Below are 12418 nucleotides of genomic sequence, written 5' to 3'. Positions count from 1 at the left end.
CCGCTGCACATCGTCGTCCAGCGCACCCCGGCCCTGGCCATCATCGCGAGCCTCTCGGTGGGCATGGCGATGTTCGGCGGCGCGGTGTTCCTCGGACCGAGGTGGCGGGCGGCGGTCAGTGCCGCCAGCGACAGCAGTCCGAGCAGGTCCCGGTCTTCTGGTTGCTGTTCCCGGAACTGGACGACGTCGCGATCGCTGACCTGGTGCGGCGCCAGCGCGGTGAGCAGGGCGAGCCGGGCGGAGGGAACGGACTTCCGGCCGAGAGGCCGCAGGTGTTCGTCCACCCAGGCCGCGCTGACGCCCTGGGGCTCGCCGATCCGGCTCGTGACCACGGTGCCCAGCACGTGGTGGGTCTCGTCGGGGACGTGAGCGGCCGCCGCGGCCGTTTCGGTTGCCAGTGCGGCGAAAGCGGAGGCGACCGCGGGTGAGCCGGCCGCCCAGGCGAAGCCCTCCGGTGGCCCGGTGCCGGAGCGCAGGCCGGTGGCGCGACCGGCCTCGTTCCGCGCGTTGACCCTGCCCGCCATCACCCTGCCCGCGACGCGCCGGGCGATGGCCTTGGCCCTCGGGGGACCGGGCAGGAACGTGCCGTCGAGCAGGACGTTGATCACCCGGTTGAGGAAGTGGAAGTACACCAGGACACCCACGTACTCGGGTGTGTGAGCGGCGGGGAACGGTGATGGTGCCGGCATCTCGGCCCAGGTGGCGAACGGCCGCAGGTTCGCGTCGAGCTCACCGCCGCTGCCGCCGGACAACAGTTGCGTGGCAAAGGATCCCGCGCCGCCGCCGTAGAGCATGATCGCGTGTGCGTCGACGCAGTAGGTGCACTGGTTGAGCCGGGACACGGTCGCGGCGACCGCCTCCTTGCTGACGCGGGACGCCGTCCCCGCCAGCAGAGGTTCGCGGAACGCCGCCCACGACGAGGCGAGCAGTTCCGGCGCGGCGGAGAACATCGTCACCGCCTCGACGAGCCGGCCGACCTCCTTCGTGGACTGCGTGTAGACCTCGCGAACCAGGCCGGTGGCCCGCTTCGCCGGGACGACGTCGACGTGTTTGACGATTCCGGACATGGCGGCCTCACCGGAAGTAGTTCTGGACGCGCTGGCGGAAGACTTCGTACGCGGGCACGGCGCCGTCCTCGGGAAGGTTCTCGATCTCCTTCGCGGCGATTTCCGAACAATCCTCCGCGCTGCGCCCGCAGAACACCTGGGCGGCCATTTCGCTGTGCGGCGTGACAAGATCTGCGACCACCCGGGCGCGCATCGCGAAAATCGCGCCCTGGGCGACCTCCGGCAGGAAGGCACCGGCTCCCTCGACCAGTTTCCCGAGTTCCTGCTCGGTGACTCCGCCGGCATAGGAGGCGGCCAGTCCGGCGCCGCTGAGCAGGTCCGCGTGTCTGTCTGGAGGAAACCGCCTGATGCTGTGAAGCAGCCGGTCGACGTCGCCGCCGTGGACGAACCACATCGCGCGTCCGATGCCGTGGTCGATGACCCGGTTCGTGTACGCGGCGGGCCCCGGCCACGGGAGGCGTCCGGGGACGCGGTGGTTCTCGACCCACGACACGTGGTCGAAGTAGGCGAGGTGGAAACCGTAGCCATCCATGATCAACCAGCTGAGCGACGGGTGGTCGGCGAGCTTGCGCGCGTCGGGAAGGGCCCTTGACCAGAGCATTCGCGGCAGCCTGGCCAGGGCGAACCCCACGCCGATGTAGGCCATGAAGATGTGCTTCGACGCCGGCGCCGAGGTGAAGTCGGGCCCGGCGAGGAACTGCTCGACGTTGCTGCGGCCGGGCAGCGGGGTGAGGGCGTCGCGGATCGCCAGCGCCATCGTGGCACCCTCGTAGGCGAACCCGCGGTATTCCCGGGACAACGCGTCGAGGCGCACGATTATCGAGTCGTGGTCTTTGTGCTCGATGCCGAACTCGAATCCGAAAACGAGCTGGAGAGCGCTCAATTCGAGCTGAGCGCGCGCGGGGGTGTCGACGGCGAACCCGCGCTGGTCGAAGAGGACGTCCGAAGCGTCCGGGGTGATAAAACGTTTACGAATCAGTCCCGAAGTCGTCATTTCCGGTGGGACCTCCTCTTGAAAAGGCGATTATCCACCGTTCAATGCTGGCACACCACCCGCTGGGGCGCTTCTCTCACGTTGCTCCCCATTATCGGAAATCATCGGACAACGGCAATGCGCGGTATCCGGGGAATTCTACGAACCGGTCGGCGACTTCGTGAGAGCCGTCGCGCGGACGGCCGCGGCCATGCTCGCCCAGGCGGTGAGCCCGATCAGCGCGGTGTCGTCCGCGCGGACGTTCCCGATCACGTCGTCGTCCACCTGGTACGGCGCGAACGCCGTCAGCAGCGCCAGCCTGGCCGCCGCCCGGTCGCCCGGTCCGACGCGATCGGCCGCATCCCACACCCAGGCCCGGCTCGGGCCCTTCGGTCTGCCGTCCCACGTGGACAGCTCGGCGGCGAGCAGAACCCTGACGGCGGAGGGGATCTCCACCGCGTCGAACACGGCTTTCGCGCGAGCGAGGGCGTTCGCGACGTGCGGGCTGCTCGCCGCCCACGCCAGTTCTTCTGGCAGCGGTGCTTCCGGCAGCGGGTTGCGGCCGGGTGGTGCGGCGCCGGCGGCCGCGATGAGGCCGGTGAGCATTCCGGTGACCGGTCCGAGCAGCCATTTCGGCGCGTACGGCGGCATCGGCCGTTCGGTGAGGAAGATGCTCACCATCCGGTTGAAGTACTGGAGCGTCGTCGCGACGCCGAGCGCCTCCGGCAGTTCGCCGGGACCGAAGCGCCCGGCATCCGCCAGATCCACCGTCGTGCCACCGAACTCGGCCATCGTTCCGGTGTGGACGGTGACGCAGTAGGGGCACCTGTTCGCCTCGGACACCGCCGCCGCGACAGCCTCCTTGCTGCCGCGGTCGAGCAGGCTCGGTGCGAGCACGATCTCCCGCAACATCACCCAGGACGCCCGCATCACCCCGGGCGCCGCCGCGTGCAGCACGACAGGAGGCGCCAGCACGCCGAACTCCCGCTCCACCTCGCGATAGACCTCCAGAACCTCGGGCCCGGCCTGGCGGAACGAGACCGGCGTGACGTGCCGGACCTGAGCGAGGGAGAGGCCACGTAGAGCCGTGCGGAGCAGAGAGCGCGCCATCGAGCCCCCAAAGGTTGCATGATGCTACTCACCGGAAACGCTACGGTACGCCGGTTCGATCACGCAACTGACGGTTTAGCATGGGGAATGCTCGGACGAACGTACGACGACCAAGTCTGCTCCGCCGCCCGCGCCCTGGAGGTGGTGGGCGAGCGGTGGACGTTGCTGATCGTGCGGGACGTGCTGCTGGGCATCGTGCGCTTCGACGGCCTGCTGGCGAGTCTGGGCATCGCGCGCAACGTGCTCAGCGACCGCCTCACCGGGCTGGTGGAGCACGGTGTGCTGGAACGCGTTGCCTACCAACAACATCCGCCCCGCTACGAGTACCACCCGACGTCGGCCGGCCGCGAGCTCGCGGTCGTCGTGGTCGCGTTGATGCAGTGGGGCGACCGGAACGTGCCGTCGCCGGAGGGGCCGCCGCGCACCGCGCTGCACGCCACCTGCGGGAGCGAGCTGGTCGCGTGCCTGGTGTGCCCGGACTGCGGCGAGCCGGCCGGCGCCGGTGAGGTGGCGACGAGGTCGAACCGCTCTTGACCGGGTGGCTACCGGGGCACCGCCGCCGCCGAGCCGTCCCTCGACTCGAAGCCGCGTGAGTACTCGGTGGCGAACTCATCGCCCAGCCGCTGACGCACCCCGGCCTCCACCCTGTCCCGGTCCGCCCGCTCCGCCGGCGGCAGCGTGGCCCCGACCGAACGCCGGGCCGCCGCCGCCGCGCCGAGCAGCCGAGCCGCCTCGGCGGGCAGCGAGTCGGCCAGGCACGCCCCGGCCAGGCCCTCCATCGCCACGGCCACCGCGCGCTGGTCGCCCAGTGCGCGGGCGACGGTGAGTCCTTCCAGATGCCTGGCCCTGGCAGTCTCGGCGTCGCCGCGCTGCTCGGCGACGAAACCGAGTTCGGTGAGGATGAGCCACAACCCGATCCCCGGCTCCCAGTCCCACTCCAGCACTGTGCGCAGGTGGTTCTCGGCGGTGTCGAGGTCTCCCGCGCGCCGGGCGATGATGCCCAGGTTGATCTCGGCGAAGATCTGGCCCGGCTTGTAGCTCTGCTCGCGGGAAAGCCGCAGGGCGCGTTCGTTCAGCTCGCGGGCGTGGGCGTGGTCGCCGCGCAGCATCGAGGCGCGGCCGAGCCAGCTCAGCCGGTCCGCGGCCTGCGGCCACAGGCGCAGTTCCTCCGCCATGCGCAGGCCGTCGCGGTGCAGGCGGGTCGCCTCCTCGTAGTCGCCCTCGATCTCGGCCAGGCCACCCAGAGCCTCGGTCGCGCGCAGCTGACCCCACTGGTCGCCGAGCTCGCGGAACAGCGCGAGGCTCTGCGAACCGTTGCGCCGCAAGGACTCCAGATCGCCTCTCGTGTGTGCGCGGATCGCCTGCAGGCTCAGCGTCGCGGCGACGCCCCAGCGGTCGCCGAGCGCGCCGAACGTCTCCTGCGCGCGGTTCACCAGGTCCTCGCTGGTGGACTGGGCGCCGAAGTCCGACTCGACCAGACCGAGGAAGAACTGGGCGAACGCCTTGCCGTGCGGGTCGTCCAGCGAGTCGAACGCGGCGAGGGCGGCGGCTCGTGCGGCCGCCCGGTCCGCCACGTCGCTGCCGAGGAACGTGATGCCCGCGTGCCACGCCGTGGCCCTGGCTCGCGCGGCCGTGCGCGTGGTGTCCAGGGTCAGGGCGGCGGACAGGGCCCTGCGTGCCTCGGACAGCCGGCCCCGCAGGTACCAGTACCAGGCCAGCGCGTTGACCAGCCGCACCGCGCCGGGGCCGGAAGCGGTGTCGAGCGCGGTGCGCAGGTTCGCGGACTCCGCGTCCAGGCGTTCGAGCCACAGTCGTTGCGCGGGCCCTCGCAGGTGTGGTTCGGCGGTCTCGGCCAGCATCGTGTAGTAGCGCCGGTGAGCGTCCTGCACGGCTTCGGTCTCGCCCGCCTCGGCCAGCCGTTCGCGGCAGTAGGCGGCGACCGACTCGAGCAGCCGGTAGCGGGTGCCGTCCGGCGTGTCGACGACGGTGACCAGCGATCGGTCCACCAGTCCCGCGACCGTGTCCAGCACGTCGGCCGCCACCACCACCCCGCCCGCGCACACCGCCTCGGCCGCGGTCAGCGTGCAGCCGTCCGAGTGCGCGGCGAGCCGGCGCAGCACCGCCCGTTCGACCTCGGTCAGCGGCTCCCAGCTCCAGTCGATCATCGCCCGCAACGTCTGCTGGCGCGGCGGCGCGTCGCGGTACCCGGCGGCGAGCAGGCGGAACCTGTCGTCCAGCCTGGCCAGCAGTTCGCGCAGCCCCAGCGACCGCGCCCTGGTGGCCGCGAGCTCCAGCGCGAGCGGCACCCCGTCGAGCCGCGTGCACAACTCGGCGACGGCACCGGCGTTGCTCGCGTCCAGCGCGAACGAGGGCGCTGACCGGGCGACGAACAGCCGCACCGCGCTCGACCGCTCCACGACGTCCGGTGACGTGCCGGGCGGCGGCAGGTCGAGCGGTGCGACGGTCCACACCGACTCGCCCGCGATGCGCAGGGGTTTCTGACTGGTCGTGAGCACCCGCAGGCCCGGCGCGGCGGCGAGCAGCCGTTCGGTGAGCGCCGCGACCTCGGTGAGGAGGTGCTCGCAGTTGTCCAGCACCAGCAACATCCGCCGTTCCCGCAGGGCGTCGGAGAGGACGTCGGCGTTCGGCACGTCCCTGATGCCGAGTCCCGCCATCACCGCGCTCGCGAGCAGACCGCCCTCGGAGATCGTCGCGAGTTCGACGAGCCAGGCACCGTCCGGATACCGCTCGGCCGTGCGGGTGGCCACCTCCACCGCCAGGCGGGTCTTGCCGACACCACCCGATCCGGTGAGCGTGACGAGTCGCGACGACCCGAGCAGCGCGCAGACGCCCGCCGAATCCTCCTCCCGGCCGATCAGCTCGGTGAGGGGCACCGGCAGGGAGGTGCGGCGCCGGCCGAGAGGTTCGAGCGACGGGTCGTGGCGCAGGATCGACCTGTGCAGTTCGGCCAGCTCCTCGCCGGGGTCGAGCCCCTGCTCGTCGCGCAGCAGCGCCCGCACCTCGCGGAACGACGCCAGCGCCTCACTCTGCCGCCCGGCCCGGTACAGGGCCAGCATGTGCAGCGCCCGCAGCCGTTCGCGCAGGGGATGGGCCGCGACGAGATCGCCGATCCGGCCGAGCAGCGCGGCGTGGTCGCCCAGGTCCAGCAGGGCCTGCCCGAGTTCCTCGGCGGCCACCAGCCGGTCCTCCTCCAGCCGGGCGATCTCGGCGCGGGCGAACGCCTCCCCGGTGAACTCCGCGAACGCCGCCCCGCGCCACAGCTCCAGCGCGCCGGTCAGCAGCCGGGCCCGCTCATCCGGGTCGGCGCTGGCGCGCGCGGCGGCGGTGAGGGCGGCGAACCGGTCGGCGTCCACGGTGTCCGCGCCGGTCCGCAGCACGTATCCGGGGCGTTGCGAGGCGACGAGGTCCCGTGCGCCCGGTTCACCGGCCTCCAGCGCCTGGCGCAACTTGGAGATCTTCGTCTGCAGCGCACCTGTCGGGTTCACCGGCAGGTCGTCGGCCCACAGGTCCTCGATCAGCGTGGTCGCGGACACCGGGCGGTTGCGGTGGGCCAGCAGGTTCGCGAGGAGCGCCCGCACCTTCGACTCGGGGATCTCGACCGGGCGGCCGTCGGCGGTTCGGACGGCGAGCGGCCCGAGCACCGCGAACAACATGCGCACACGATACCGGCCGAAAGAATTCCGACAGTGCGGACGCGCAGGGTGAGCCGGATCGATGAGTTCGGGTGCCGCTCGAGGCACCACACGGAAGGACAAGTTCCATGGAATCGACCGATCCGGCCGGGATCACCACGCGGGCGGGGCGGCGCGAGTGGATCGGCCTCGCGGTGCTGGCCCTGCCGACGCTGCTGCTGTCGCTCGACCTGAGCGTGCTGTTCCTCGCACAACCCCAGCTGAGCGCCGACCTGAACCCGTCGGCCACCGAGCAGCTCTGGATCATGGACATCTACGCGTTCATGATCGCGGGCTTCCTCGTCACGATGGGCACCCTCGGCGACCGCATCGGTCGCCGCAAGCTGATGCTGTTCGGCTCCGCCGCGTTCGCCGTGGCGTCCGTGCTCGCCGCGTACTCGACGACCCCGGAAATGCTGATCGCCGCGCGCGCACTGCTCGGCATCGCGGGCGCGACCCTGATGCCGTCGACCCTCGCGCTGATCATGACGATGTTCACCGACGCCAAGCAGCGCGGCTTCGCGATCGGCGTGTGGCTGAGCTCGTTCATGGGCGGCATGGCCATCGGCCCGGTGATCGGCGGCGTGCTGCTCGGCTGGTTCTGGTGGGGTTCGGTGTTCCTGATGGCCGTGCCTGTGATGGTGCTGCTGCTGATCACCGCGCCCGTCCTGCTGCCGGAGATGCGCGACCCGGACGCCGGCCGCATCGACCTGCTCAGCGTGGTGCTGTCGTTGGTGGCGATCCTGCCGGTCGTCTACGGCCTGAAGGAGATCGCCCAGCACGGCTTCAGCGCGTTCGCGGGTGGCTCGATCCTCGCCGGCGTCGTGTTCGGTGTGCTGTTCGTGCTGCGTCAGAGGACGCTCGACAGCCCGTTGCTCGACCTGAAGCTGTTCCGCAGCAGGACGTTGAGCGGCGCGCTGATCATCATGCTGCTCACCTCGGCGACGATCTCGTCCAGCATCATGCTGTTCAGCCTCTACCTGCAGACCGTGCGCGGGTACTCGGCCGTCGAGTCCGGCCTGTGGCTGATCCCGGCCGCCGCCGCCCTGATCGTCACGTCGCTGGTGGCACCGAAGTTCGCGCAGAAGATCCGCCCGGCCTACGTGGCGGCCGCCGGCCTGCTCGTCGCTGCCGTGGGCCTCGCGGTCGTGTCCCAGGCCGGTCCCGCCACGAGTCTCGTGGTGGTGCTGCTCGGCTTCGTCCTGGTGCAGGCGGGCGTGGGCCCGATGGGATCGCTCGGCACGGAGATGATCGTCGGTTCGGCACCCGAGGAGCGCGCGGGTTCCGCGGCCTCGGTCTCGGAGACGAGCACCGAACTCGGCGTGGCCATCGGCGTCGCGACCTACGGCACGATCGCCGCGGCGGTCTACCAGAACGTCGTCGTGGTGCCGCCGGGCCTTCCGGCCGAGGCCGCCGCGGCGGCCCGGGAGACGATCACCGGTGCCGTGGCGGCAGCCGAGGGACTGGCCGCCGACACGGGCGCGGCCCTGCTGGACTCCGCGCGCAGCGCGTTCACGAGCGGCGTCAACACCGCCGCCGGTGTCGCCGCGGTGATCCTGGTGGTGCTGTCCGGGCTCACCGTGGCGCTGCTGCGGCACGTCGGCAAGACCGGCGAGGAGCCACCGGCCCCGGCCGACGCGGGTGTTCCCGTGGCGGCGGAACGGGAAGTCCGGTGAACCGGTCGCGCCGGGATCAGTGGTGACCGATCCCCGATCGTCTGGTTCCGGCGCGACCACCCCCCACGAGTGAGCCCGGCATCGTGCCTCCCCGCGATGCCGGGCTCACTCGCGCTTGCCGTAATGACACGCCATCCGCGCACGAAGAAGGGCCGGGGAGTCCCCGGCCCTTCCCGTCACCGCCGAGTCAGGCGGGCAGCCCCGCGAACTGCCCCGCCTCGCGCCCGGCCCCCGCCGGCCCGCGGTAGGCCTGCGCGATCTCCAGCCACCCGCGCGCCTCGTCCCCGTCGGCCACCACGGCGAGATCCGAGTGGTGCCGGCGCCGGGCCACGAGCAGGCAGAAGTCGTGCGCGGGCCCGGAGATCCGCTGCGTGGCGTCCTCCGGTCCGAACGTCCACAGCTGCCCGGACGGCCCGGTCAGCTCGAACCGGAACGGCTTCTCCGGTGGAGTGAGGCCCCGCACGAGGTAGCCGAACGTCATGGTGTGGAAGCCGAACCCGCACAGGTGCTTCAGGCGGTCCGTCGGTTCACGGCGGATGCCCAGCGCGTCGGCGATGTCCTGGCCGTGCGCGAAGAGCTCCATCATGCCGCCGGCCGCGAGCATCGGCGCGGGCAGCGGGTTCACGAGCCACGGCACGAGTTGCCCGTCGGGCACGGACGACAGCGCGCTGCCCGCGGCCTGACGTTCGGCCCGCCAGGTCTCGAGCAGCTTGCGGGGGCCGAGTGAGAGGAAGGGGGCCAGCGCGCCCGCGACGGCCGCGTCGAAGTCGGCGCCGATGCCCGACACGAGGGTGGCGAAGGCGGCTGGGTCGGAGGCGGCGAGGCCCGCCATGCGGGTGGTCGAGGTGAGGTGGGCGATCTGGTGCGCGATCGTCCAGCCGGGGGCGGGGGTCGGCAGCGCCCACCCGGTCTCGGGGAGCGAGGCGACCATGCGGTCCACCTCCTCGCCCTCGGCTTTCAGTGCGAGGAACACGTTGTCTTCGGTCACGCTTCTGTCCTCCTGGGCCGGGCTAAACGATGTGGACGTCGGGCACGTAGCGGATCCACCGGCCGCCCGACTCGCGGAACCCGATCTCCTTGGCCAGGATCTCGTCGGCGTGGTTCCACGCGAAGAGCACCGCGTAGTCCGGGTACGGGTCGGCGAAGGCGTCCGGCGGGCGCACCGGGATGTGCGAGCCGGGGGTGAGGCGGCCCTGCTTGGTGACGCTGGTGTCGCTGATGAACGGCACGAGGTCCGGCCCGATGCCGCAGAAGTTCAGCACTGTCGCGCTCTTCGCGGTCGCGCCGTAGCCGGCGACGGTCTTGCCCTGCGCGCGCAACGACCGCAGCAGCTCGACCAGGTCGGTCCGGATCCGCGCGACGTTCGAGGCGAACCGGGCGAGCGTCTCCGCCGAGGTGAGGCCGGACAGCTCCTCCTCGGCGGCGAGTGCGGAGACGGCCGGTGACACGGGGCGGGTTCCCTTGCGCGCCAACGTGTAGCGCAGCTCGCCGCCGTGCACGGTCAGCCGTTCGGCGTCGACCAGCTCCAGGCCGTGCAGCAACGCCATGTGCTGCACCGACCGCACGGTGAAGAAGAAGAAGTGCTCGTCGTAGATCTGGTCGAACGAGTTGCGCTCGACGATGTCCGCGAAGTAGGGGTCTTCGAAGACGAAGATGCCGCCGGGGGAGAGCAGGGTGGCCACCCCGCGCAGGATCGAGCCGATGTAGGGGATGTGGCACAGCGTGTTCGCGGCGAACACGACGTCGGCCGGACCGTGCTCCGCGAGGATCTCGACGGCGGTGGGCTCGTCGAAGAACGTGTTGCGCACCTGCACGCCCTTGGCGGCGGCGAGCTGGGCCACCCCGCCGGACGGTTCGACGCCGAGGTGGTGGATGCCCTCCGCGGCGAAGGACTCGAGCATCACGCCGTCGTTGCAGCCGATCTCCACGACGAACGGCGCGGGCCCGGTGAGGTCCTGCCGCAACCGGGCGGCCAGCGTCGCGAAGTGCTCGCGCATGAACTGCGAGCCCGACGACAGGTACGGGTAGTCGTGGTGGAACATCCTGTCACGGGGGACCTCGGACATCAGCTGCACCATCGTGCACGACCCGCACACCCCGACGGCGAGCCGGAAGCGGAAGTCTCCTGCCGGGTCGCCCGGCGGCAGGAAGGCGTCGGACAGCGGCTGCGAACCGAAGTCGGCGAACTCCCGCACGACACCGGTGCACACGTGGCAGACGGAGTTCTTTCGGCCGGTGTCCATCACGCCCCCGCCCGCTGCTGCTCGACGAGCCGCGCCAGCACCGGCACGAGCTCACCCGGACTCGGTGCGGCCGCCGCGTCGAGCCGCAGCCGGTGCGCCCCTTCGGCGAACGACGGCTCCGTGATCACCCGCATGACCCGCTTGCGCATGGCGTCGATCGAGTGCCTGGCGAAGTCGAGCGTGAGGCCGGCGCCCTGCTCGACGACCCACGCCGCGGTGTCCGACGACTCGATGTCCTTGGCCGCCAGCGCCCATTCGGTCCCGGTCTCGCTCTCGGTGAGCAGTCCCTCGTCACCTCCGGAGTCCAGGATCAGCTGCGGCACCCGCAGACCGGCCGCCGCCGAGAACGTGCCGACGCCGCCGTGGTGGATCAACGCCGCGCACGTCGGCAGAAGCTGGTTGAGCGGTACGTAGTCGACGATCCGGACGTTGTCCGGCACCGTGCGCACCCCGGCGAGCTGCGTCTCGTTCAACGTCGCCACGACGTCCACGTCCACTTCGGACACCATTTCCAGCAGTCCGGGGACGTGGTCCCAGCCGCCCTTCATGACCAGCCGCCGCGACTGGCCGAGCGAGAGCCCGACGCGTGGCCGGTCCTGGGGCGCGTACAGCCAGTCCGGTACGGCGGTCTGGCCGGAATACGGGATCCAGCGCATCGGCACGGTCCTGGTGGCCACGGGCAGCCGCATGCCGGCGGGCAGCGGGTCGATGGTCCACTGGCCGAGCAGCAGATCGCGGTCGACCTCGACGCCGTGCCGGTCGGCGGCCGGGCGCACGGTCTCCGCCAGCGGGTTCCAGTGCGTGCCGATCCGGTCGAGCGTCCACGCGAAGTAGTCGAGCCCCCAGTGCAACCGGGCCTGCGCCGCACCGCTCACCCGCGCGCCGATCGCCCCGGCGGGGAAACACGCGTCCCACACCACGAGGTCCGGCTTCCAGGCCCGGCAGAAGTCGACGAACTCGTCGACGACGGGATGGGTGTCGGAGGAGGCGGCGCCGACCGGGTGGAAGTCCCAGATGGGCGGCAGCATGAACTGGCAGAACACGTCCCAGAGGTTCTGCTCCGCCGCGGTGAACGGGCCGAGCGCGAGCCCCGTCTCGTCGAGCTGTGCCCGCGTGGACGGCGGTGTCGGGCGTCCCGGTCCCATCAGAGCCGGTGCGCTGTCGGCGGGTCCGAGTGACACGGCGGTCAGCCCGACCGCGGCGACGGCGTCGGCGAGTGCCGGATGCGCGGCGACGCAGACCTCGTGCCCCGCGCTCTGCAGGGCCCAGGCGAGCGGAACCATCGGATTCAGATGCGACGGTGTTGGCCAGGGGGTGAACACGACTCGCATCGGCTGCTCCTCAGCGTGGGGAAAGCGAATGACGCAGACACGGCGACGGCCATCCTGAGTCGCGCGGAGCAGCGTGCGCATCTCCGAAGTTGCGGAGCGTGAAACCCCTGGCACCCCTGGGTTTCCGGGCCCGCATTACAAGGCGTCGGCAGCGCAATCTGTGAGAAGGAAGTGCCGCTGTCCAAAGCTACGGTCAGCGGGCGCGCGCATCGGGTGGAATTCGCTGCTTGAGGAGGAAGTTCATGACGGATCAGCTCACTCCGGTGACCGATCGCGCGCCTGCCGCGAAGCCTCGGACGACGCCGAGGCCCGTGTGGCGAAACCCT

The 12418-nt window shown here is 71.4% G+C and carries 10 protein-coding genes; 4 read left to right on the top strand and 6 right to left on the bottom strand.

Annotated elements, in window-relative coordinates; genetic code table 11:
• Nucleotides 1-462 precede the first annotated feature (462 nt).
• Nucleotides 463-660 carry a hypothetical protein gene (locus tag AB0M48_RS22370; RefSeq protein WP_363845142.1) on the top strand — a complete coding sequence of 66 codons (198 nt, stop codon included), beginning with the start codon at nucleotides 463-465 and terminating at the stop codon, nucleotides 658-660.
• Nucleotides 661-828: 168 nt separating this feature from the next.
• Complete coding sequence (locus AB0M48_RS22365; RefSeq protein WP_363845139.1) at nucleotides 829-999, top strand: hypothetical protein; 171 nt, start codon at nucleotides 829-831, stop codon at nucleotides 997-999.
• Nucleotides 1000-1074: 75 nt separating this feature from the next.
• Here AB0M48_RS22365 and AB0M48_RS22360 read toward each other — a convergent pair whose 3' ends face one another.
• Together AB0M48_RS22360 and AB0M48_RS22355 are read right to left on the bottom strand one after the other, a co-directional pair.
• Entirely contained in the window at nucleotides 1075-2061 is a 987-nt protein-coding gene (locus AB0M48_RS22360) for a DUF1702 family protein (RefSeq protein WP_363845132.1), read from the bottom strand.
• Nucleotides 2062-2199: 138 nt separating this feature from the next.
• Nucleotides 2200-3150, bottom strand: a complete 951-nt coding sequence (locus AB0M48_RS22355) for a carboxymuconolactone decarboxylase family protein (protein ID WP_363845129.1) — start codon at nucleotides 3148-3150, stop codon at nucleotides 2200-2202.
• An 87-nt stretch (nucleotides 3151-3237) separates the two neighbouring features.
• Between AB0M48_RS22355 and AB0M48_RS22350 the strand changes: the two genes are divergently transcribed.
• Nucleotides 3238-3684: a helix-turn-helix domain-containing protein gene (locus AB0M48_RS22350; protein WP_363845126.1), complete on the top strand. Its 447-nt coding sequence runs from the start codon at nucleotides 3238-3240 to the stop codon at nucleotides 3682-3684.
• An 8-nt stretch (nucleotides 3685-3692) separates the two neighbouring features.
• Here the strand turns inward: AB0M48_RS22350 and AB0M48_RS22345 are convergent, their stop codons facing one another.
• A complete protein-coding gene (locus AB0M48_RS22345; protein ID WP_363845123.1) occupies nucleotides 3693-6824 on the bottom strand; it encodes a BTAD domain-containing putative transcriptional regulator in 3132 nt (1043 codons plus the stop codon).
• 107 nt (nucleotides 6825-6931) lie between these two features.
• Here AB0M48_RS22345 and AB0M48_RS22340 point away from each other — a divergent pair, with 107 nt between their 5' ends.
• Nucleotides 6932-8518, top strand: coding sequence for an MFS transporter (locus tag AB0M48_RS22340; RefSeq protein WP_363845120.1), 1587 nt, complete (start codon nucleotides 6932-6934; stop codon nucleotides 8516-8518).
• 187 nt (nucleotides 8519-8705) lie between these two features.
• On the opposite strand, the gene AB0M48_RS22335 is transcribed toward AB0M48_RS22340, so the two are convergent.
• The 3 genes from AB0M48_RS22335 to AB0M48_RS22325 are packed head-to-tail and all read right to left on the bottom strand — an operon-like array spanning nucleotide 8706 to nucleotide 12044.
• Nucleotides 8706-9506, bottom strand: a complete 801-nt coding sequence (locus tag AB0M48_RS22335; protein ID WP_363845117.1) for a TIGR03084 family metal-binding protein — start codon at nucleotides 9504-9506, stop codon at nucleotides 8706-8708.
• 22 nt (nucleotides 9507-9528) lie between these two features.
• A complete protein-coding gene (locus tag AB0M48_RS22330) occupies nucleotides 9529-10761 on the bottom strand; it encodes a class I SAM-dependent methyltransferase (RefSeq protein ID WP_363845114.1) in 1233 nt (410 codons plus the stop codon).
• Nucleotides 10761-12044 carry a nucleotide disphospho-sugar-binding domain-containing protein gene (locus AB0M48_RS22325; protein ID WP_363845111.1) on the bottom strand — a complete coding sequence of 428 codons (1284 nt, stop codon included), beginning with the start codon at nucleotides 12042-12044 and terminating at the stop codon, nucleotides 10761-10763. Before AB0M48_RS22325 ends, AB0M48_RS22330 begins: the two co-directional genes overlap by 1 nt.
• Nucleotides 12045-12418: the final 374 nt, after the last annotated feature.

Origin of the sequence: Lentzea sp. NPDC051208 (assembly GCF_040682435.1) — a bacterium.
Lineage (GTDB): Bacteria > Actinomycetota > Actinomycetes > Mycobacteriales > Pseudonocardiaceae > Lentzea > Lentzea kristufekii.
The sequence above is the reverse complement of the archived record's forward strand: the minus strand, read 5'-3'. Positions and strand labels throughout refer to the sequence as shown.